Origin of the sequence: Psychrobacter sp. FDAARGOS_221 (assembly GCF_002313155.2) — a bacterium.
Taxonomy (GTDB): domain Bacteria; phylum Pseudomonadota; class Gammaproteobacteria; order Pseudomonadales; family Moraxellaceae; genus Psychrobacter.
In genome coordinates, this window is sequence record NZ_NWFK02000001.1 from 1,517,808 (window position 1) to 1,539,915 (window position 22,108).

The 22,108-nt window shown below is 43.4% G+C and carries 18 protein-coding genes and 2 tRNA genes; 7 read left to right on the top strand and 13 right to left on the bottom strand.

All coding sequences use genetic code 11. From position 1 onward, the window contains the following. Positions 1-138: 138 nt before the first annotated feature. The 5 genes from torA to A6J60_RS06330 form a co-directional block, all read right to left on the bottom strand. Entirely contained in the window at positions 139-2,661 is a 2,523-nt protein-coding gene (torA, locus tag A6J60_RS06315) for a trimethylamine-N-oxide reductase TorA (RefSeq protein WP_096065227.1), read from the bottom strand. A 40-nt stretch (positions 2,662-2,701) separates the two neighbouring features. Then, a complete protein-coding gene (torC, locus tag A6J60_RS06320; RefSeq protein WP_096065228.1) occupies positions 2,702-3,937 on the bottom strand; it encodes a pentaheme c-type cytochrome TorC in 1,236 nt (411 codons plus the stop codon). Between the two features lie 114 nt (positions 3,938-4,051). After that, a complete protein-coding gene (locus tag A6J60_RS13305; RefSeq protein ID WP_127891435.1) occupies positions 4,052-4,204 on the bottom strand; it encodes a periplasmic nitrate reductase, NapE protein in 153 nt (50 codons plus the stop codon). 816 nt (positions 4,205-5,020) lie between these two features. After that, positions 5,021-5,096, bottom strand: a tRNA-Gly gene (locus A6J60_RS06325). A gap of 129 nt (positions 5,097-5,225) precedes the next feature. Then, a tRNA-Gly gene (locus A6J60_RS06330) sits at positions 5,226-5,301 on the bottom strand. 391 nt (positions 5,302-5,692) lie between these two features. Between A6J60_RS06330 and A6J60_RS06335 the strand changes: the two genes are divergently transcribed. The 6 genes from A6J60_RS06335 (at position 5,693) to A6J60_RS06360 (ending at position 10,849) form a co-directional block, all read left to right on the top strand. Next, positions 5,693-6,499, top strand: a complete 807-nt coding sequence (locus tag A6J60_RS06335; protein WP_096065229.1) for a M48 family metallopeptidase — start codon at positions 5,693-5,695, stop codon at positions 6,497-6,499. A 463-nt stretch (positions 6,500-6,962) separates the two neighbouring features. Beyond that, positions 6,963-7,295 carry a BolA family protein gene (locus tag A6J60_RS06340; RefSeq protein WP_096065230.1) on the top strand — a complete coding sequence of 111 codons (333 nt, stop codon included), beginning with the start codon at positions 6,963-6,965 and terminating at the stop codon, positions 7,293-7,295. A gap of 112 nt (positions 7,296-7,407) precedes the next feature. After that, positions 7,408-7,767 (top strand): SirB2 family protein, encoded by a 360-nt coding sequence (locus A6J60_RS06345; RefSeq protein WP_096065231.1) that lies wholly within the window; start codon positions 7,408-7,410, stop codon positions 7,765-7,767. A 140-nt stretch (positions 7,768-7,907) separates the two neighbouring features. Next, complete coding sequence (locus A6J60_RS06350) at positions 7,908-8,327, top strand: hypothetical protein (RefSeq protein ID WP_096065232.1); 420 nt, start codon at positions 7,908-7,910, stop codon at positions 8,325-8,327. Between the two features lie 223 nt (positions 8,328-8,550). After that, complete coding sequence (fabF, locus tag A6J60_RS06355; RefSeq protein ID WP_096065233.1) at positions 8,551-9,891, top strand: beta-ketoacyl-ACP synthase II; 1,341 nt, start codon at positions 8,551-8,553, stop codon at positions 9,889-9,891. 232 nt (positions 9,892-10,123) lie between these two features. Next, on the top strand, positions 10,124-10,849 hold the full coding sequence (locus A6J60_RS06360; protein ID WP_096065234.1) for a hypothetical protein: 726 nt from the start codon (positions 10,124-10,126) through the stop codon (positions 10,847-10,849). Between the two features lie 139 nt (positions 10,850-10,988). Here A6J60_RS06360 and uvrC read toward each other — a convergent pair whose 3' ends face one another. From uvrC to rpsP, 6 genes are all read right to left on the bottom strand, one after another. Next, positions 10,989-12,830, bottom strand: a complete 1,842-nt coding sequence (gene uvrC / locus A6J60_RS06365; protein ID WP_096065235.1) for an excinuclease ABC subunit UvrC — start codon at positions 12,828-12,830, stop codon at positions 10,989-10,991. Between the two features lie 508 nt (positions 12,831-13,338). After that, complete coding sequence (locus tag A6J60_RS06370) at positions 13,339-14,838, bottom strand: DUF3360 family protein (RefSeq protein WP_096065236.1); 1,500 nt, start codon at positions 14,836-14,838, stop codon at positions 13,339-13,341. A 281-nt stretch (positions 14,839-15,119) separates the two neighbouring features. Next, positions 15,120-15,545, bottom strand: coding sequence for a 50S ribosomal protein L19 (gene rplS / locus A6J60_RS06375; RefSeq protein WP_096065237.1), 426 nt, complete (start codon positions 15,543-15,545; stop codon positions 15,120-15,122). 185 nt (positions 15,546-15,730) lie between these two features. Beyond that, entirely contained in the window at positions 15,731-16,486 is a 756-nt protein-coding gene (gene trmD, locus A6J60_RS06380) for a tRNA (guanosine(37)-N1)-methyltransferase TrmD (RefSeq protein ID WP_096065238.1), read from the bottom strand. A 106-nt stretch (positions 16,487-16,592) separates the two neighbouring features. Beyond that, positions 16,593-17,123 carry a ribosome maturation factor RimM gene (gene rimM / locus A6J60_RS06385; RefSeq protein WP_096065239.1) on the bottom strand — a complete coding sequence of 177 codons (531 nt, stop codon included), beginning with the start codon at positions 17,121-17,123 and terminating at the stop codon, positions 16,593-16,595. A gap of 130 nt (positions 17,124-17,253) precedes the next feature. Next, a complete protein-coding gene (gene rpsP, locus A6J60_RS06390; protein WP_096065240.1) occupies positions 17,254-17,511 on the bottom strand; it encodes a 30S ribosomal protein S16 in 258 nt (85 codons plus the stop codon). 144 nt (positions 17,512-17,655) lie between these two features. On the opposite strand from rpsP, the gene A6J60_RS06395 reads away from it, so the two are divergent. Continuing rightward, on the top strand, positions 17,656-19,290 hold the full coding sequence (locus A6J60_RS06395; protein ID WP_227526081.1) for an ATP-binding protein: 1,635 nt from the start codon (positions 17,656-17,658) through the stop codon (positions 19,288-19,290). Positions 19,291-19,424: 134 nt separating this feature from the next. Here A6J60_RS06395 and A6J60_RS06400 read toward each other — a convergent pair whose 3' ends face one another. Together A6J60_RS06400 and A6J60_RS06405 are read right to left on the bottom strand one after the other, a co-directional pair. Further along, positions 19,425-21,116: an ATP-binding protein gene (locus tag A6J60_RS06400; RefSeq protein WP_096065241.1), complete on the bottom strand. Its 1,692-nt coding sequence runs from the start codon at positions 21,114-21,116 to the stop codon at positions 19,425-19,427. Positions 21,117-21,288: 172 nt separating this feature from the next. Further along, positions 21,289-22,005 (bottom strand): response regulator, encoded by a 717-nt coding sequence (locus A6J60_RS06405; protein WP_096065242.1) that lies wholly within the window; start codon positions 22,003-22,005, stop codon positions 21,289-21,291. Positions 22,006-22,108 lie beyond the last annotated feature (103 nt).

Here is a 22,108-nt window from a genome sequence, read left to right on the forward strand (position 1 = left end):
ATAACAGTTATAAAAATTAGCCTATCAATCAGAGCGTTAACACACTAAATAAACAACTAATCTGTTTTTATTTACCGGCAATGTTAACCTCTGATTCCAATGACACTTAGTTACTTGGATACTAGTACTAGCTAACCATTAACCCTTGGTTTCTGGCGCTGGTGTACCGTCTGGATTGACGTAAGTTGGACCACCAAACGAAGTCACTGCCGGTGCTTTACCGGTAAACTTCTCAATCTCAACCAAGCAAGTATTAGCACTTGGGCCTTGAGCCAACATAGAAGTACCAATGTCTAAGGTCAAGGTATTGGGGTCACCATAGGTGTCAATAGCACCGATTTCAGGGCCAGTCGGACCATACCAAGCACCCTCTTGGATGCGGATAATCCCTGGTGGGAAGTTGTCCGATATCACCGCGCCTGCCAATAACTGGCCACGGTCATTAAAGACGCGAACCAAGTCGCCATCTTGAATGCCACGAGCTTTGGCGTCTTCAGGACCAATATAGCATGGCTCACGGTCTTGAACGGTATAAGTGGCGCGGCGCTCTTCAGACTCACAAGTTTGTGAGTGCAAACGGGTGTCTGGATGCACAGACTGTAACCATAACGGATACTTGTCTGAGCCTGGACCGCCATGCGAACGTTCTGTTTTTTCCATCCAAATCGGATGACCTTTACAGTCTTCATAGCCAAAGCTAGCGATTTTACGGCTACTGATTTCAATAAAGCCGGATGGCGTGCCTAACGCATTCACCTCTGGATCTTCACGGAAGTCAGCGTGACGTACCCAAGGATCGCCTTCAGGGAATAGCACATAGCCTTTTTCCCAGAAGTCTTTAAACTCAGGCATAAAGAAGTCTTTTTTCAGGTTCTCAGCGCGGCAGTCTTCATAAATCTGCTCAATCCACTGCATTTCATTCATGGCGCGGCTGTACTCTAACTCACGACCCATACGCTTGGTAAATTCATACCAGATATCGAAGTCCGACTTAGAGTGATATAACGGGTCAATCAGCTTGTGCATCGCAATCACACCACGGTTACTATACGAGCCGTAAGCATCAATGTCATTGCGCTCATAAGGCGTACAGGCTGGCAATACGATATCAGCAAAGCGGCAAGTCGCGGTCCAGTTGTAATCAACCGCTACCACCGTCTCCATATTGCGATAGCCTTTTTTCATGCGGTTGCGATCTTGGTGACGGTGCCACTGGTTACTACCGGTAAAGATACCCATCTTCAATGGCGGCAAGGTAACCTCATGACCATTAAAGTTAATCTTTTTACCAGGCTCAAGCAAACAATCTACCATACGTGCAACAGGAATAACCGAGCTATAACCGTTGTAATCGCTGTTGTCATATTTTGGCTTACGACCGGTATCCAAGTTCAATGGGAAAGCGCCTGGCATCGACGCACCTGAAGTTGGAACCCCAACCGAGCTGTAGTGATGCGAGTAACTGATACCACCGCCTGGCAGACCGATTTGACCCAATAAGGTAGCGATAATCGCACCCATCCAATAAGGCTGCTCACCATGCTGCTGACGCTGAATCGCCCAACCAAAACACAACTGAGTGCGGTTGCTGGCCATTTTACGTGCCAGCTCACGGATTCTGTCGGCACTGACGCCACAGATTTTCGCCGCCCATTCTGGTGTTTTTTCGACCTTATCTTCGGTTTTACCCATCAAGTAAGGAATAAATTCATCTAACCCAAGCGCATACATATCAATGAATTCTTTATCATACAAGTCTTCAGTGATTAAGGTGTGCGCCAGACCCAGCATAAACGCCACATCAGTCATTGGGTTAACAAACTGATGCTCACATTCTAAGTAATTTTGAGTTTTGCTTTTTACCGGGTCAATACAGATGACTTCGATTTCTTTATTTCTGACCTTATCGCGTAAGATTTCGTAGTATTCATACGCTTCGTGGGTCTCTGTGTTCCAGCCCACTTGTAGGTTTTTGATCGGGTCATTGGCCCAGAAAATAATCAGCTTTGAGTTTTCTAAAATTAGCGGCCAAGACGTGCCTTGCGAATATACTTCGGTTGAACCCAAGATATACGGCAAAATCATCTGACCAGCACCAGTTGAGTAGTCACCGGCAGTACCGACACTGTTGCCATGCATACCCACCGCACGTAGCATGTGGTTACCACAACTGTGAATATTACCTACCGAGCGCCAGCCGACGTTGGCGGTGTGCAGTGCCCAAGGACCGTAATCCTTTTGGATGCGCTCAAGCTCTTCGTACAAAATATCTAATGCTTCATCCCAGCTGACACGCACAAAGCGGTTATCACCACGTTGCGAGGTATCACTGTTTTGACGGTTTTTGTACCAATCGACACGAATCATCGGATAGCGAACCCGTGACGGACTATAAATAATCCCTGGCACACCATCTAGAATCTTAGTCGGATACTGGTCAAACTCGAACGGTTTGATTTCAACCAGCTTATCGGCCTCAACTTTGGCTCGGAACGCACCCCAGTGCGCGCCAGACATTTTCCAACCGCTCCAGTCTTGTTGCTCACCACCGGTTGCTTTGGTTAAGACACTGTCGTCTGCAAGTAGTGGCATCGGTAATACCGCTGAGCCAGACAAAGCCGCCAGTGATTTTAAGAAGCCCCTACGATTTATCGTTTTCATAACTTACCTCTAATATTTTGATGCTTATTGCGGCAATGCATTAAGGTCTGGCCATTTGAATGGTGTTCTCTAGCGAACCTGCTCCGTGTGAGCTTGATGCGAAGTCAGATGAATTTAACTGTAAATACTTCAATACCAAGCCGCCGGTGTCATCATCTAAGTTGGTAAATCCAACCATACCACTCCATAGACCAGGCCACTGGTTGGCATCATGTCCAGCTGGATCTGGCTGACGGTGACACACACTACAGTTGTCATCATAGGTCTGACCCGCGATATCCCAAGCAGTCTCAAGACTGTCCATCAATAGACCATCTTCTACCCAGAACTGACCACTCACGTTCTGCCACTCAAGTCCTGTCATTGGGTCTTCTTTGGACTCTTTAACAGTGACAATGCTTTCATCACGTGACAGCTCTTTATCAATAATGGCATCAACAATATTCAAACCGAAATGGGTATACCAAACACGGCCGAAGCCTTTATTCTTACGCCACATATCCAGCTCAATCTGAGTCATCCCGTTTTCATGGGCAATCACTTTTGCTGGTGCGGCTACTTCAATAATACCCACTTGTTTTGATTTACCAGAATCTAAATATAATGGCTGTGGCACAACATTATAGTAAGTTTCGCCGACATTAATCTTAGTGCTGCCTGCTTCTGAAACCAATGAATCAAAGGCTGGGTTGTGCATACCTTCCATCTCTGGCAATTCATGCGCAATACCTTTGTGACAATCGACACAGCTGGCATCACGTTCTGCCGCACTACGCATAATCATCTGTGAGGTCACACGCATTTTGCTGAAGTCCATACTGTCATAGTCGTGACAGTTACGACATTCTTTTGAATTATTGGCTTTAAAACGCGCCCATTCACGTTGAGCTAGCACCCCACGGTGTGCCAAAAACTTCTCACGCGTACCAATATCGCCCATCACATGTGACAACACCTCACGCGACGCTTGCATCTTACGCGCTACTTTATCAGTGAAATCATGCGGTACGTGACAGTCCTGACACTCGGCACGAACACCGGTACGGTTCTGCCAATGCACGGTTTTTTGTAGCTCTGGCAGCATATTGTCTTTCATGGTGTGACAAGACAAACAAAATTCTTCACTGTTGGTGGCATCTACACCGGCATTAAACCCGGCCCAAAACCAAACACCACCGGCAAAACCGATAATGATCAATAGGCCCAAACCAATTTTGGTTGACGGTTGAAATATAAGCCGACGCAGCCAGCTAAATAGGCGTTTAATTGCGTTCATGATAATTCCTTGCCAGTTATATCGTATCAAGGTCGAGAATTTAAATAATTAGCGTAGTTTTATGCGTATCAGGTGATAGTTATTAGTTAGTAGATACTGTTAGATTAGCGGCTATTAGGTTGGCGGACCCCAAAATAGCATTTGGCCAAACCAAACAATAAAGCCATACGCACAAATAAATAATAAAGCGATGATTGGCAGGGCAATAAAAGACATAACCAGCGCTGTTAACCATTGACGCTTGATAGGTTGTTCCTTAGTTTGCATACGTTACCCCTTCATTTTTAATGATAAATATTTGAATGAATCCGTTGATAGCTAACCATTGATATCCGTTAGACCCATACTAGAAAGTATAAATAATTAGAAGGTATGAATACGCACTTGAATCAGCAGTTATATCAAGGATTAGATCAATGTCTGAGCTTATTATTAACAATCTATTAGCAACGATTTATCAAAGTATTAACCAGTTGTTGTTAGGTGCTATCGCCTATTTGCGACAGTCGGACTTATTGGTTTTGATATTACTGGGTTCAAAAGTACAGATATCAGGTTTATTGCTAAGTTGTTGCTACTAGATTATTAACTACAAGCTATTTTAATTAGGACAACTAAAGAGTATTACAGAAATATTTGATGGTGATTTTTTGTCGAAGTCAATGCAGTTGATATGACATAAATGACTAACGATGGGTAAGAGTATGTCAGTATGGCAATTAGACCCATACCTAATGACGCCTTATAGATTAAGGCTTTCAAAAAACCACAATATCCTTATTATAGATAAGGTTATTATAAATAACCAGTATTAAAACCCTGTTTTTTTTAGTATTTTAACTATAAACCGCTACTAAATAAAAACAGGGTTTTGAGAAACTTAACAATATTGCTTGAGCATTAAGCTAATGTTAAATAATTATTTCTGACTAAGTTTTGACCCTACTTGAAACGGCCTGCTCGATTAGATTGTAAGCATCAGACTGTTAGATACAGAACAAGTTTGTTAAATCGCAGACATAAAAAAAGCCCCACTATGACAGTGAGGCTTCTTTTAGATCTAGGTTGCTCTAAGAGCGAATTTGGAGCGGGAAACGAGATTCGAACTCGCGACCCCGACCTTGGCAAGGTCGTGCTCTACCAGCTGAGCTATTCCCGCTTAGGGTGTAGATTGCGCTATTTATCTTTAGCTAAGACAGGTATTATAAATGAAATTAATACGCTGTCAATATGCTGATTTACAGCATTTGCTTTACATGGATAAAATAAATCAATGTAAAAGCGAATTTGGAGCGGGAAACGAGATTCGAACTCGCGACCCCGACCTTGGCAAGGTCGTGCTCTACCAGCTGAGCTATTCCCGCTTAAGCAATTAAAGAGACTCGTTTAACTTTAAAATCGATAGTGCGTCTCGATAGGTTGGCTATTATAGATTATATTTGAATTCTGTCAACACTTTTTTGCACGGATAGTTAATTTTTATTGATTGGCGGCTCAAAACCAGAAAAAACAACAGAAAAATGTGCTTAAAATAAGCCTAATAGCACCACCTCAACAAGCTTCAGCAACAAAACTAAGTTAACTTTACAATTTACAGCTGTTTTATTATTGAAGATTCGCTAAGATTAATTTCCATTAAGCCCTATGCTTGTCGTGATTTTGTACTTGTCAAACTTTATATTTGATTTTATTTTTAAGTCGCTTTATCTTGGATGATAGATAAATATTTTACGCCCCCTACTAACGAGGACCGTTATGAAGAAATTTTTAATTCGAAGTACCTTAGCTGCATCATTGTCAGTGATGGCCTTAACCGGCTGCAGCTCTACTACTAACTCAGGTGTGTTAGGTAGTGAAAGACAGCAGCTGCTACTGGTATCAAATGAGCAAATCATGCAGGCAGCTACTCAGGGTTACAACGAGTTGATACAGGATGCCCAGCGAAAACGTATATTAGATACCGACCCAGCACTAAGCGCCCGTTTAAATCGCATTTCACGTAACTTAATTCAGCAAGTCGGATTATATCGTGCTGATGCCACCAAATGGAATTGGGAAGTTCATACTATTAAGTCTAATGAAATGAATGCTTTCGTATTACCCGGTGGTAAAATTATGTTCTATACCGGTATTGTTAATAATCTACAGCTAACCGATGCTGAGATTGCAGCGATTATGGGTCATGAAATGGCGCACGCTATTCGTGAGCACTCACGTGAAAAAGCCTCTAGCCAGCAGCTAACTCAGGTTGGCTTAGGTGTGGCAGCCAGCGTATTTGGTCTGTCTCAAGGTCAAGCCCAAGCAGCATCTATTGTCAGTGACTTAGGTATTAACTTGCCTAACAGTCGTACTCAAGAGTCTGAAGCAGATAAAATTGGTTTAGTATTAATGGCGAAAGCGGGTTACGATCCAAACGCTGCAGTAACTCTATGGGAGAAAATGAGTAAAGCTAGCCAAGGTGCGCCACCACAATTCTTAAGCACTCACCCATCAAGCACCACACGTATCAATACTTTAAGATCACTTATCCCTAGCGTGATGCCTTACTATAAGAATAGCTAATGCTAATTGCTAATATAGTAGAGCAACGCTTACGATAGCTCTTATCGTATGTGTATTGTAGAAACCAACAGCCAGTCGCTTAAGCACTGGCTGTTTTTTTATGCCTTTTTACTCAATTTATAGCAGCCAATCTTTATCATGTGCTTTTATTTTTGGAATAAATCGTTTACACTTGTTCACTGAAACTAAGATTGCTTAAATACCCCGATTCCAGGTTTGGGGAATTTAAGATGATTTTTGATAGTTGAGTTTCTAATTGCTGAACTTAGATTAGTTTGGGTTTAGCAACATTTAGGTTTAGGTTTGGAGTTTAAATTTAGGTTTAGAGTTTAGGTTTGGCATTTAGATATGAGGATAGGCTGACTTCTGTTGCATTCGGATACTAGAGTAAATAAGCCATTAACTGATATCATAGTTAATTATTTATCTTATATTAATTTGGTATTCATTTTGGAGTCTGATTTTGCAAGTATATAATGAAGTGATTGAGCGCATGCAGACGCTTGAGCCTGAGCATATTGAGCTGATCAATGAGTCGATGAATCATGCCGGCTATTTTGAGGGTAAAGAAAGCCACTTTAAGCTAACCGTGGTGAGTGATGCCTTTACTGGTAAGCGTCTAGTGGCAAGACATCAGCTGATTTATCAACTGACTAATGAGCTTATGACTGCTCAAGGTGGCACCATTCACGCGCTTGCGATTCATGCCTATACGCCAGAAGAATGGCAGCAGTTGCAACAAGATAATCAAGGTGTGCCTGCCAGTCCACAGTGTGCGGGGCAAAACAAACCTTAACGGTTGCATCTTGGCCTCAGCATCTAAACTTTTAGCATTTGAACCTCAGCAATAGGCAAGCGTGGATAAACGCTGCTTGCATTGAGTACAACCAAACCTACCTGGGAAGCTTATGAAACACTTTCACCTACTTATGGTGTTAATCACGCTTATATTGTTTGTATGGCAGGCTTATTTGGCTTTATCTGGAACCGCCGGTTTCAGTAAAAAGTTAAAAATAGCGACCCATATTGTGTACACCTTTTTGATTGTTTCTGGTGCATTGACCGTCATGCCGCTGTTGTCGACCAACGCCCCACTACAGTGGGTAATGGCCAAAATTATATTACTCCTAGCGGCAATAAGTGCTAGTATTAAAGCATTTAGAGCGACGGCAACACCAGCGCAAGTGAAGGCAGGTGTGTTTATCGCTGCGATTGCCTATTTTGGTATATTGGTCTTGGCCGTGGTCAAACCAGCTAACTTTATATAGGTTTTATATATTAACTTAATATATAAGTTTAATAATAAAACGTTATAATCAATAGGCTACGACTTATTTAGACAGTCTGTTTTAGACAACCAGTCGTTTAGATAAACCGCAAATTTAAAACAAACAATACGAGAATTTTTATGTCAAAACTTAATTTAAAATCAGTGTCAATGACCAGCTTAGCTTTAGGCGGCTTACTGTTTATGTCAGGCTGTGCCAGCACAGGTAACGTTACGCCTCAGTACATTCCGCCAAGTAACTATCAAAGCTATGACTGCTCTGGCTTGTCGCAAGAGTACAACCGCTTGAACAACTATATTGCCAATGAACAAGGCAAGGCGTCATCAGGTATTACCACCACTGGTGTTGGCGTGGGTATCTCAGCTGGTCGTTGGGGCATTTCACCTAATATTAACGTTGGTCTAGGCCGTAGCAATAACAACAACGCACGAGATGCTAAGCTATCTCGCTTATATGGTGAGCGCGATGCAGTGATTCAATCAGCACATATGAAGCGCTGTGCGTTTGCTAACGACTTAAAAGTGTATGGCGAGAAGTAAACCGTTGTTAGAAAGATAAAATATCGTTAGAAAAAAGTATCGTTAATAATAAAGTGCTTTGAACAATAAAATGTTTTGAACAGTGTTTTAACAATAGAAAGTAGCGTTATCAACCATAGCGCTACCGATTTAGTAGTAACACCTGCATGACCATAACAACAAAACTAGATAATAAAACTAGGACTACATTAGCATTAAGACTAAGTTATAAGGCAGTAACATCATGAGTCAGCCCGTATCAAACGTCAAAAACAGCACCACACCAACCAAGCCTGCACACTTCGAGCGTGATGATCATCAGCGTGTGGTCATTACTGGTATGGGTGCGATCACGCCTTTGGGATTGGATGTCGCCACTACTTGGCAACGTCTTATCAATGGCGAAAGTGGTATCAAGCCCATTACTCACTTTGATGCCTCCGATTACCGTACTCAGTTCTCAGGTAGTATCGAAGGCTTTGATGCCAGCCAGTATATGGCAACCAAAGAAGCGCGCCGCTATGATACGTTTGTGCATTATGGTATAGCCGCAGCCAGTATGGCACTGAAGCAAGCCGGATTTATTGATGGCGTATCTGCAGAGCCTGCACTGGTAGAAAATGTCGACCCAAACCGCATTGGTGTCATCATTGGCTCAGGTATTGGCGGTATTCAAACCATTGAAGACAACCGTGATACTTTGGCTCAAAAAGGCCCACGCCGAGTATCTCCTTTTTGCTTACCTGGCTCTATTATCAATATGGCCTCAGGTATGGTAGCCATCAAGCATGGCTTACGCGGTCCTAACTTAGCCACTGCGACAGCTTGTACCTCTGCAGCACATGCCATTGGTCTAGCAGCACGTTTGATTGCCTATGGTGATTGTGATGTTATGCTAGCGGGCGGCAGTGAGAAAGGCTCAAGTAACTTGGGTATGGCCGGTTTTGCCTCTATGGGCGCACTGTCTACGCGCAATGATGACCCTACTCGTGCCAGCCGACCTTTTGATAAAGACAGAGACGGCTTTGTTCTCGGTGATGGCTCTGGCGTCCTAGTATTAGAAAGCTTGGCCCACGCCAAAGCTCGTGGTGCGACGATTTTAGCAGAGCTGGTTGGCTTTGGCATGAGTGATGACGCGCACCATATTACAGCGCCACCAACCGATGGTGATGGCGCCGCTCGAGCGATGCAAACCGCTATTAATGATGCCGGTATTGATGCTTGTGAAGTCGGTTATGTTAATGCGCATGGCACCAGTACACCTGTCGGTGATATTGCAGAGTCGCAAGCCATTGAAGGTTTATTTAGCCAGTGCCCTCAAATGCCGTTGGTCAGCTCAACTAAGTCTATGACGGGTCACTTACTGGGTGCCGCAGGTGCAGTAGAAGCCATCTTTACGGTGATGGCACTGCAAGAGCAAATCATACCGCCGACCATTAATTTAGATAATGTCGATGAGCAGTGCCGTTTAGACTATGTTCCTTATAAGGCGCGTTCTGTGTCTGACCTCAACTATGCGTTATCGAATAGCTTTGGCTTTGGCGGTACCAATGGCTCGTTATTGTTTGCGCGTTGGCAGCAGTAATAGACCATTCCCCCATTATCAATCAACAGCAACATTGCATAACATAGGCGCAAAAGGTATTTTAAAACCGCTGATTACAATAAATCAGTGATAATAAATACCTTGTTGCGCCTTTATTCATCGTGGTACTTTGTACTTTTGCAATAAATAGACTATATTATTAGCCAGTTACTCATTATTAGTCAGCTATTCGCATCAGTATCAACTCATTCCGACACGGAGACACCTTTAGATGACCCAAGTTGCTTTCTCGCATCAATTCTCACAGCGCTGGATTGATACGCCTGCAGAAATTAAAAGTGCATTAATACAAAGGCTGGATGACATCGTTCGTCTGTTAGATGTAGAAACCGACTTGCAAGATTTTCAGTTTAGCGTGCCCGACTTAGACGCTCATCTTGATGAGCTATACAGCCAATTAGCAGCAGAACGACAAGCGCTGGCTGAAGAGCAGGCACTGGCGGAACAGCAAGCTGCTGAAGAAGCACAAACACTATCTGATACTGCAGATGCTGACCACGCTTCGATGGCTTTAGCCGACGCGGATTCAGAACAGACCTTTGATGTGGATATCGATGAGCTTGAGTCATCAAATAATGAAACCGCTGTTGAAACTGAAAATGGCATTGAAAGTGATATCGAAAGCGATAATAGCGCTGATGTCGAAACAGACACGGAAGAAAGTAACGCCGGTGTGGTTGAAACTGAACCGGCACCTGCAACTGCCGTTGATACAGTAGACGATAACTCTGTCTCAACCAACCCAGTATCAAGCTCCGCGCCACCTGCCTTTGCCTTTGAGCAGAGCCAAGGTGAAGTCGATGCTGAGTTTATCAAAGGTTTAGAGCGTAGTATTGATGACTATCTAAGTGAACAATTGAGTAGTATGTCTGAAGACCTGAAAGCTTGGTTGCGTGAGGCGATTAATAGCCGCCTTAATGAACAATCTAACAAATAAGCCGAGCCAAAACCAAACAGACGGGCTTAAAAGTTTAAAATAAAAGCAGCTAATATTAAAAAAGTGCCACTTGTGTGGCACTTTTTGTATTTTGCATCTTGTTTATCTATTTTATCCTGCTTGTAAGCTATACCGGTCTTTATTCATGCAATACCTTATAGATGGTATTGGCCATGACTTTACCGATGCCTTTTACACCCTCTAGCTCTTGCTGAGAAGCACCCAATAGTTGCTGTAACCCACCAAAGTGATTCAGCAAATCACGGCGACGCTTCTCACCTAGGCCTGGAATAGCTTCTAATACCGAAGATGAGCGGCGCTTATCACGCTTTTTACGGTGCGCGGTAATCGCAAAGCGGTGCGCTTCATCACGGATATTCATAATTAAATGCAGCGCTTTTGAGTCCATCGGTAAGTCTAAAGGCTCATGCTCAATAAAGTGCAGTACCTCAAGCCCAGCTTTACGACCCTCGCCTTTGGCCACACCAATTAGCAGCGTTTCATTTAAGATACCCAGTTCAGTGAGTACCTCTTTGGCCATATTCAGCTGCCCTTTACCGCCATCTACCAGTAAGATATCGGGTAATGGATGCTTTTTATAGCGGCGGGTCAAGGCTTGCGCCATCGCTGCATAATCATCACCGTCTTGCACGCCATGAATCGCATATTGACGGTAATCACGCTTGCGCGCCCCACCTTGGTCAAATACCACACAACTGGCAATGGTCGCCTCACCCATGGTATGCGAGATATCAAAGCACTCAATGGTACTGATATTACTCTGGCTGACCGGCTCAAGTACTTCTTTTAAGGCGCTAAATCTGGCATGTAGCTCTAGATAATCACCGAGTTTGGTTTTTAGCGCATTATTGGCATTTAATTTAGCCAAGTCCAACCACTCTGCTCGATGCTCACGCACCACAGTCTTAATCACTGTTTTACTGTCAAAGTGAGTCATTAATGCTTGCTGCAAAGCTTCTTGATCCGGTAGCTCATGGCTAATAATAATTTCTGGTGGCAAGTCATCCGTGACCTGAAAGTAGAACGAGCTAATAAAGGCCGATAGATTGTCTGCTAGTGGTTCACTGCTATCCACGTCAGGGAAGTAGTTCTTACCACCCAATACCCGTCCACCACGCACAGTCAATACGTTGACACAGGTAATGCCTGCTTGACTGGCTATAGAGATCACGTCAGCCTCACCAGCAACGGTATACACCGCTTGTCGCGATTGCACTTCACGCAGCATCGACAGTTGGTCTCGATATAACGCCGCTTTTTCAAACGCCATCTCTTCAGCGGCAGCTTCCATCTTATTAATTAATACTTGGTGAATGTCGCTCGACTCACCTTTTAAAAAGCGGATGGTGTTATTAACATCTTCTGCATATTCTTCTGGCGTCACTAAGCCCACGCAAGGCGCTCGGCAGCGTTTGATTTGATACTCTAAGCAAGGGCGTTTGCGCTGACGGAAAAAGGTATTGGTACATTGACGCATTTGAAACATCTTTTGCATCAAGGTCAGCGTCTCTTTTGCCGCATAAGCAGAGGGATAAGGGCCAAAGAACTTACCCTTTTGATGTTTGGCTTTACCGCGTCCATAAGCCAATCGTGGAAACGGCTTATCAGCAGAAATAAAGACATACAGATAGGACTTATCATCACGCAGCAAGACGTTATAAGGCGGACGATGCTCCTTGATTAAGTTTTGCTCAAGCAGCAAGGCTTCAGTCTCGCCGCGGGTAATAATGGTGTCGATATTGTGTATGCGTGATACCAGTGCACGTGTCTTGGGATGATCAATAGTCTTTGCAAAATAACTATTAACTCGGCTCTTAAGTGACTTTGCTTTGCCCACATACAGAATGTCGCCATTTTTACCGAGCATTTTATAGACGCCGGGTAAATTTGGCAGACGCTTAATCATATGTTTAAGACGGGCTTGTTTATCATCAACTGCTGATGCAGATTTATTAACCATGGCTTACCAAATAATAAATGGGTGTATATGCTTATTAATGGGGCGACATCACCGCTATTACAAGCAGTGACACAGATTAGCAACAGTCAGATGCAAGGCTGTATCGCTTCAAAGCACTATACTGTCGATTATAAATAAAACCTATTAGCGACCATGCTCTAGGCAGTTTTTAGGGTGTATAACAGTACAATGCCACCAGTAATGGCAGCCATGCCAAAAATAATCAGCGCTATGGCCAGTATTCTTCTCATGATAGGTGTCCTTGATTTCATATCTGATGTGCTTATAAGCAACTTTTGCACAAACAACTACTTGGTGAGCAGTAAAGTAATGTTGTCATAATGAGCTAAAGCAATTGGCTGAGCAAGTTAGCAGTGGATTAAAAAAAGCCGGCACCAAGGCCAGCTTTTTTATTTTATCTATAACTTATGTGGTTTCAGCATATCTGCCTAACTGAGTGCTGTCACTCAAAATGAGAAATCAATATGAGCAACTCTAGGTAGACCTATTAATGTCTAAAGCTCGACATTAATGCTGGGATACCTGGCAACATACCGACCATTGCCATCACCGCTGTCAATAAGATGAACATAAAGGCTGGAATAATCCAACGGCTCATGCGGCTTAGGCCAGCACTACGCTCTTTAGAACCAATCAGACCCATATTATCAAGTAACACGGTCAATGACCAACCAAAGGCTGGATTAACCAAAGCTGATGCGAAAACAACAATAGCAGCAGACTGAGTGGTTTTACCTTCACGTGTCATTTCCATACCCGCTTCTAGAAGTGGAATAAATACACCCACAACTAACGCCACACACATCACAGGCTCCCAAATAGCTAAGTCCATTGGATAGCCCCAAACTGCAGCAATGATACAGAATAAACCAGTTAAAATCGCACCAGCTGGAATCGGACGCTTGGCAATAGCTGCCGGTACAATATAAGTACCCCAAGATGAGGTAAAGTTAGCGCCACCTAGCACAGAACCGACAACCTGACGTACTGAAGCACTGGCCATAGTATCGTCAATGTCCATGATCACACGCTCAGTGCGCTTTGGATAACTGATCTTTTGGAATACCTGGTGACCTAAGAAATCAGGCGACCACATAGCAACTGCCAGTACCGCAAAAGGTAGTACAACCATAAAGCTTTCAAGGTTAGGCAAACCTAGCATCCAACCTGTGTTCTCACCCCACCAATACATAGGGCTCAATTCTGGCATACCTGGACCAGTTTCAAAATGAAAAGGTGCGCCTAACAGATAAGCGGTACAACCACCTAAGAAACAGCTTAATGGTACTGCCAACCAGCGTTTTTGGTAGTTCTCTAGAATCGCATACAACACGATGGTGCCTAAAATAACAATAAACGCGATATGCGGCATATTGATATCTTCAGACCATGCCAATAGTTTAGAAACTTGCGAAGTGGTTCCAATAAACCCGAGGTACAGCAGTAGTCCCCCACACACCCCTTTACTGGTCAAGTTAGCGAGCAAACTACCACCCTTACTGATCGCCAGTATTAAACCAAATAGACCAATTAATAAACCAAAGGCCATTGGGTGACCTCCGGCTAATACCACAATCGGAATTAGTGGAATAAGCGGACCGTGCGTCCCTGCTAAGTTCGCAGTGGGTAGAATGAAACCAGAGAATAAAATAACAAAAAACGACACGATTAATAATTCATAACGGACGTTTTCTAAGATGAAAGCATCACCTAAATTTAGCGCACCTGCGAAAGTTGCTGCAATAGCCCCCACCATCACAACTTTACCAATCGTCGCTGCTAAGGCAGGAATGGTATCTTCAAATTCAAAATTGTAGTCGCGAAAAGGAAGGTTGGGACGCCAGCGCTTCGGCTGCATGATTTGAAGCTCATGATTCAGATAGGCATCACGGCTTTCAAAGCTAGAGCTGGGTTTATGGAGTTCTTTATAAGTGCCTGAGATAGGCGTGACATCGTCGTTAAAGGCCTGCCCTGAGTCCTTATTCATAATATCTCCTTATACGGTAGTTTCATCCCTGATTGGAATTGGAGGTTGTGTCAATTCAGTACACTTGTTACCTTATTGTAAGCCAACTTTACAAAAAATACGAGTAGAAATTAAGACTAAAACACTGATTTATTGGAATAAAATACAAAAAAAACCCCCAGCCCAATTTGGACTGAAGGTTTTTTGTTATCTGCTATTTTAACGCTTATCTTTAATGCTTTGTTAACTCAGATAACTAGTTCAGATAGCTAGTATAGTCAGGTCTTAATAGACCGACTCAATTAAATACCTGGTGCTGTTTCAGTTGCGTCTGGAACGCCAGCATCAGTTTTGCTCTGAACACCTTCACGGCGTAGAGACAGCTTCTCACGAATACGTGCAGATTTACCTGAACGCTCACGTAAGTAGTAAAGTTTCGCACGACGTACGGCACCACGGCGTTTCACTTCAATGCTGTGGATGATTGGTGAATGTAGCTGGAATGCACGCTCAACACCGATACCGCTTGAGATTTTACGAACGGTGAAAGATGAATTCAAACCACGGTTACGCTTAGCGATAACCACACCTTCAAAAGCCTGAAGACGCTCACGCTCACCTTCACGAACTTTTACTTGAACCACTAGCGTATCACCAGTAGAGAAGTTTGGACGCTCTAATAGTTGAGAATTTTCAACTGCTTGTACTAATGGGTGTACATTACTCATGAGATTGCTCCTCACATGGGATGGCATAGGCTAAGGCGCGTACCACCCGTTTATAATAATTACCTCTTTTGCTCCGTCAGAGTCAAAAGATGGAAACAGGAATAAGAAAAAGCTTTAAAGCGACTGTCAAAATAAAGACTATAACCAGAAAAGGTCTATCGGCCTTCTCTTTTAGGATACATCCTTTACTTTTTGTTCACTTTTTTGAGCAAGCGGGCTTGCTCTGGGTTTGGCGTAAATTGTTGCCACAAGTCAGGTCGCCTTTGTTTGGTGCGATTGACTTGTTGTGTAAAGCGCCACATTGCGATATTGGCATGATGTCCAGATAACAAAACTTCTGGCACCGCCAAACCTTCAAATTCATGAGGCTTGGTATAGTGTGGACAATCAAGCAATCCTTCAACAAAGGAGTCTTGCTCAGCAGATTTTGCATCACCCATCACATCGGGTAATCGCCGAATCACACTGTCCATTAGCACCATCGCAGGTAGCTCACCTCCGGTTAATACAAAATCTCCAATCGAGATTTCCATATCAACATAACGCTGCAAAAGTCGCTCGTCGATGCCTTCATAACGACCACATAGTAAGATCATGGCATCATAATCACGCAACGAAATCACTGTCTCTTCATCTAACTTATCACCTTGCGGGGATAAATAGACTACAGGACAATGTTCTGCTTGCGTACGGCAGCCATGTTTACTGGCTTGCGACTTAGCAAATTTAATGGCTTTTGCCAAAGGCTCAGCCATCATCACCATACCGGGACCGCCACCAAAGGGGCGCTCATCTATACGGCGATAATTATCAGTCGTAAAATCACGTGGATTTATACAGTCGATGACTACTTGCTTATTTTGAACCGCTCTACCAGTAATACCATAGTCACTAATAGCGCTAAACATTTCTGGCAAAATGGTGATGACAGAAAAGTACATTAGGTCACCTCCATCTTATGAATGGGTCAAAAAATAGGCAGTTAATTGAACATTTAGAACACTAATTATTAAGCTTTAACCTAAATTATCAACTTATGTTGTTGGCTTAAAAATCTCGTTCCCAATCAACAATCATCTGTCCTGCAGTCAAATCGACTTCGCCGACCGTTTGTTTATGCCAAGGAATGAGTCGTGGCTCATCATCGATACTGTCACTAGTCGGTACTACCTTCATAATAGGATGGGCACCGGTTTCGAACAGCTCTTTGACGCGACCTAGACATTCCTGTTGCTTGTTAATCACACTTAGGCCAACCAAATCGGACCAGTAATACTCGTCTTCTTCAGTGGCAGGTAAGCTGCCTTTGTCAATCCAAATGCTCACGCCATTCATGGTTTCAGCAACGTTACGATCAGGAATCTGCTCAAACTGAGCCACGATACCAGATCCTTGCTTTCTCCAGTTGACGACGGTCAAAGGCTTAAAGCCTGTTGCCGTTTTCATCCACCAAGGTGAGTAACTAAAAATAGCTTCTCGCTCCTCAGTTTCACTAAAAACCCATAACCAGCCTTTAATGCCGTATGGTTTTTTTAGCTGTCCTATTTGCATAAGACTGTCAGCGTTTGGGGTTGTCATAAGACTTACTCAGCAACGATAATCATTATGAATGTAAGCATTCACAATATTTATTAAAAAAGAATTACTCAAAACTGTATTGCGATGCGGTACTATCTAAACAGAAGACCGATTACAATACAAATATGTCTTAAGCTTCTTCAGTTGCAGGCTTGTACCCTTTTGCTAGTGCTTTAACGCGATCTGAAGGCTGTGCACCTTTTTCGATCCAAGCATTATAAGCTTCCATATCTAAGCGAAGTTCAACTTCTTGACCTTTCGCTAATGGGTTATAAAAACCTAGATTTTCGATGTAACGGCCATCGCGTGAACGACGTTGATCTGCTACAACAACTTGATAGAATGGGCGTTTTTTGGCACCGCCCCGTGCTAAACGAATAACAACCATTTGAGTTCTCTCTTCCGTAGGTATACCAAAAAGGGCATAATTATATCAGAATACTACTGACTTGGAAACCTTAAAGTTAATAAAATTATTAACTCTCGTTAAATCTTTTACCACATAGACATAAATAATAAAGCGATTTTGCCAATGACTAACTCTTCATCTCGTTCTTTTTTATCTCGGCTCAGTTTAAAACCCAGATCCAACACTTGGCAAACTACCATAGCAGTGATGCTAATGGTCAGTATTAGCGTGGTTGTCTCTATTTGGTTTTTCTGGCGAAGTTTGTATCTACCCGAGTTAAAAAACCACGCGCGTTACTTAACCACTGAGTTAAAACTAGTGACAGCAACCCGCGAACACTGGGCAGACAACGAGGAAGTCAGCGATTGGATTCTCACTAATAACCATATCGTGGTCGTTGATGATCCAAATGAGTTTCCTGATGTTTCAGATAAAGCTGTGGCTGAATTCTTTACCGATGTTATTCAGAAAGAAATCAGTCAGCAGCTCGGTCGCGAGAGTGTGGTCTACTTTAAATTCAAACCAACACCCCAGCTCTGGGTTCAGGATACAGCATCTCCAGAGTTTTGGATACGTGAACCTGTTATATTTTATGCACAATACAGTCCAAGCACCTTCGCTTTCTTCATATTGGGCATCCCATTATTTACATTAATTACCATTTTACTACTGGTACGTCAATTAAATCGACCCCTGCGTAAGCTACAACAAGCCGCGACTAACTACATGCGCCTTGGCACAGCAACCAGCTTGCCAACCAAAACCGGTACCACCGAAATTCGCCGGGTTAACATGGCGTTTAACCGTCTGTTTACCACGTTAAGCCAAGCACAAAAAGAGCGTACCATCATGCTTGCTGGTATTTCACACGATCTGCGCACGCCATTAACCCGCATGCGTTTGACTGCAGAAATGCTACCAGACGAGTTTTTCCGCGAGGGTCTCATTTATGACATCGAAGATATGGATGCCATTTTAGAACAATTTATCTCATTTATGAAGGATGGCTCAGATGAAGCAGTCAGTCTCACTGATCTTGATAGTATCTTTAACGAAGTCATGGTGCAGTTTGCGCCGCTAGAATTCATTTATCAGTCTGAAGGTCTGCGTAAAGTCGCCGTGCGTCCTTTATCGATTAAGCGTTTGATTATTAACCTTATTGTGAACGCTCAGCGCTATGGTAAGCCGCCAATTTATCTGACCGCTACCATTAACCCGACGTTTAATGCTCATGAAAATCACGATCAAGATGAGGAAAGCACCGTCTCTACCCCAGGCATGGTACGTAACGCTAAAGAGCAGCTTATTATCTGTGTGCGTGACTGTGGTCCTGGTGTGGCAGATGACCATCTAGAACGCATTATGCAGCCGTTTGAGCGTGGTGAGTCGGCACGTACTACCCAAGGTAGTGGTCTAGGTCTAGCCATCGTACAGCGCATCACAGCACTGCACCACGGTACCGTTGAAGCCATCAACCATCCTGAGGGCGGACTGCAAGTATGCGTGCGTATTCCACTGTTGTCTGAAACCCTGCCAGAGGAATCAGAGGATGAGAAAAAACAACAAGCGCTTCCAGAACCGGTCGATCCTACAGAAAAAGAGACTGATGCCGATATCGCTGATGACACTGATCAGGAATTAAAGCCATTGAGTGAAGATGATAGCTTTGATGCTGAAGACAATAGCTCAGACGTTAATTATGAGGCTTCACAAGCTGAACAGCATCTGAATGAACAGGACGATCAACCAAAGCGTTAATCACAACCTGCTGATAAGTAACACAGTCAGTAACCATAAAAAAAGCCAGAGACGATTAAACGCTCTGGCTTTTTTGATTTAAATGTAGCTATGTTTAAAAAACGATAAGCCTAAAAATTAACTACTCATACTAACTATTTATCATCAGCAATAATCTTGCGCTCGCCCTTCTCTTGCGTCAACTGATCGGCAGCGATAGTCTGGGTCAACGGACGTACTGGCCAACGCATAATAAAGCGTGCCCCGCCCAACTCTGGGCTTTCATCGACTGACATTTTACCGTTAAACCAGAAAGCAATACGCGACACAATCGACAGACCCAGACCATAACCACCTGAGGCTCTGGTACGGCTGTCATCTAAGCGTGCGAAAGGTACGAATACTTTATCTCTGTCTTCCTCAGGAATACCGTGACCATCATCTTCAACACTGACAAAGGCATCACCCTTGTGTACACCAGCGCTGATGATAATCTTAGTTTCGGCATAACGCAGCGCATTACCCGCCAAGTTCTGAACCACACGGTGCAAGTAGCGTCTATCGGCAACGGCAGTAACTTTGGCAGACGGCGGATTACCAATCACTTCAATAGGCTTACCTAACGCATTGGTTTCACGCACAATTTGCTCGACCAATTCACGCAGATTCACTGGCTCAAGATCAAGCTTAGGTGAGCCCTCTTCAAGCTTAGCGTAAGTCAAAATCTCATCAATGAGACTGTTGAGTGACTCGATGTCCTCGTCAATGTAGTCGCGCTGCATTTGACGTGATTCTTCATCATCGGTATCAGCTAACATATCTACCGCAAAGCGAATACGCGCAACTGGCGTTCTAAGCTCATGTGATACCGCTCGAGTAAGCTCACGTTGTGATTCAATCAAGCGCTTAATGTGCTCAGTCATGGCGTTAAAGGTCGCTGCCAAACGCGCAATCTCATCTTGACCAACGACTTGCACTCGAGTATCTAGGTTACCCTCGCCTACCTCATTAACACCGGACTGAATCAGCTGTAGCTTACGCTCTAGTGGGAAAATTAAGGCATAGACGCCCAAACTAATCAGGAACATACTGATCAGTACCACACTAATAATTAGGTTAAATGGGAACCACTTAAACAGGCTGACAGGACCAATCACCACTACCATGCCTTCTAGCTCAGATGGCGCAATAATCTTAATGGAAGAATCGTCGGTGCGGGTACTGTCACGGAATAGCATCACCACTTCATCACGCTCTAAACGGCGCATCTGGTCGTCATCTAACTCCATCTGCTCAATGGTTTCGATGCTCAGCGGGAACGCAAATTTATCCGATATTTCAGTCAGGCGCTCGCGCTTGGCTTGCAACCCCTTATAATATGATAAATCGTTGAGTAACAGCACTGCCATCGCTCGTACTTGCTGCTCTGTGACTTTACTGATACGCACAGTAATGACATTATCTTCACCTTCGATAGGATGAAAGATATCGGCATGCGCGGGCTGTGCAACATAACGCACCACCGTTTTTTCTTCTTCTAAGCGCTTAAGTTCACTGGCTTTGAAGTCGATTTCTGAGGCTGGCTCAATACTAAAACTATTACCGAATAATTGGCTAATGTCATTTAGCCAATACTCACGCTGTGTTTCAGACGCCTGCTGCTGCAACCCTGATCCAATAAGGTATAACGCCCCAGTTGCGACGTTTTCGCGGTAGGCTTGGATGCGTTCTTTATTAATGGTATCTACTAATAATTGCGCAAACATGGCCACAAACAAACAGACCAATAACAGCCCAGCATAAATACGCAAAAAGATACTGTGTTTTAAGGATGAAAAGATTGGCATATGGCAGCTTATTACACTTCTTTTTTTAGTCGTTTTTTTAGTAGTTTCATTTTAACTTAAAAAAGCCAGCTACATAGCTGGCTTTCTTATTCTGTAACACAAACAATCTAAAAAATAACTTATAACACCATAGCCATCATAGATTGTGCGTACATTAGGTTCCAGCTCGGGCTTAACTACCCTCTTTTACGAATAAGTAGCCTTTACTGCGAACGGTTTTAATACGTTTTGGATTTTCTGGATCATCACCAATCTTCGGACGAATACGTGAAATACGCACGTCAATCGAACGGTCTTGACCATCATATTCAATACCACGTAGACGCTCGAAAATATCTTCACGTGACAGAATACGACCAGCATTAGAGGCTAATAACCACAATAGGTCATACTCGGCACTGGTAAAGTCAACTAGCTCGCCATTTAGAGTTACTGAACGGCCACCGTTATCAATAATCAGTTCACCAAACTCTAGGCGCTGTTGCACCTCTTCAGATGGTGCATTTTCAGAACGGCGCAATAAGGCACGGATACGCGCTAATAACACACGTGGCTGTGCAGGCTTAGCAACATAATCATCTGCACCCATCTCTAGACCCAATACTTGGTCCATATCTTCGGTACGGGCAGTTAGCATTAAGATTGGGCTATGATAGTGTGGACGAACTTCACGACAAACCGTTAAGCCATCACTACCAGGTAACATTACATCTAACACAACTAAATCTGGTTGCTCATTAATGATACGGCGAATAGCACGGTTACCATCAGTTTCTATAGCAACATCCATACCATTTTTAACCAAGTAATCCTGAGTCAACATCGCCAGACGTTCATCGTCTTCAACAATCAGAATTCGTGGGGTTTGTTCTTCTTCAGTATTAGACATTATTATTTCCTTAAAAAAGTTAAAATCTTAACCGTGGTCATCATAGGTTATCTTAATGTAGGCTCAATTATTGATATTAAAACAACCGTGCGCCCCCAGTATA

Coding starts and splice junctions, on each gene's coding strand:
- torA (WP_096065227.1), bottom strand. CDS start 2,661: ATGAAAACGATAAATCGTAGGGGCTTCTTAAAATCACTGGCGGCTTTG.
- torC (WP_096065228.1), bottom strand. CDS start 3,937: ATGAACGCAATTAAACGCCTATTTAGCTGGCTGCGTCGGCTTATATTT.
- A6J60_RS13305 (WP_127891435.1), bottom strand. CDS start 4,204: ATGCAAACTAAGGAACAACCTATCAAGCGTCAATGGTTAACAGCGCTG.
- A6J60_RS06335 (WP_096065229.1), top strand. CDS start 5,693: ATGAAGAAATTTTTAATTCGAAGTACCTTAGCTGCATCATTGTCAGTG.
- A6J60_RS06345 (WP_096065231.1), top strand. CDS start 7,408: ATGAAACACTTTCACCTACTTATGGTGTTAATCACGCTTATATTGTTT.
- A6J60_RS06350 (WP_096065232.1), top strand. CDS start 7,908: ATGTCAAAACTTAATTTAAAATCAGTGTCAATGACCAGCTTAGCTTTA.
- fabF (WP_096065233.1), top strand. CDS start 8,551: ATGAGTCAGCCCGTATCAAACGTCAAAAACAGCACCACACCAACCAAG.
- A6J60_RS06360 (WP_096065234.1), top strand. CDS start 10,124: ATGACCCAAGTTGCTTTCTCGCATCAATTCTCACAGCGCTGGATTGAT.
- uvrC (WP_096065235.1), bottom strand. CDS start 12,830: ATGGTTAATAAATCTGCATCAGCAGTTGATGATAAACAAGCCCGTCTT.
- A6J60_RS06370 (WP_096065236.1), bottom strand. CDS start 14,838: ATGAATAAGGACTCAGGGCAGGCCTTTAACGACGATGTCACGCCTATC.
- rplS (WP_096065237.1), bottom strand. CDS start 15,545: ATGAGTAATGTACACCCATTAGTACAAGCAGTTGAAAATTCTCAACTA.
- trmD (WP_096065238.1), bottom strand. CDS start 16,486: ATGTACTTTTCTGTCATCACCATTTTGCCAGAAATGTTTAGCGCTATT.
- rimM (WP_096065239.1), bottom strand. CDS start 17,123: ATGACAACCCCAAACGCTGACAGTCTTATGCAAATAGGACAGCTAAAA.
- rpsP (WP_096065240.1), bottom strand. CDS start 17,511: ATGGTTGTTATTCGTTTAGCACGGGGCGGTGCCAAAAAACGCCCATTC.
- A6J60_RS06395 (WP_227526081.1), top strand. CDS start 17,656: ATGACTAACTCTTCATCTCGTTCTTTTTTATCTCGGCTCAGTTTAAAA.
- A6J60_RS06400 (WP_096065241.1), bottom strand. CDS start 21,116: ATGCCAATCTTTTCATCCTTAAAACACAGTATCTTTTTGCGTATTTAT.
- A6J60_RS06405 (WP_096065242.1), bottom strand. CDS start 22,005: ATGTCTAATACTGAAGAAGAACAAACCCCACGAATTCTGATTGTTGAA.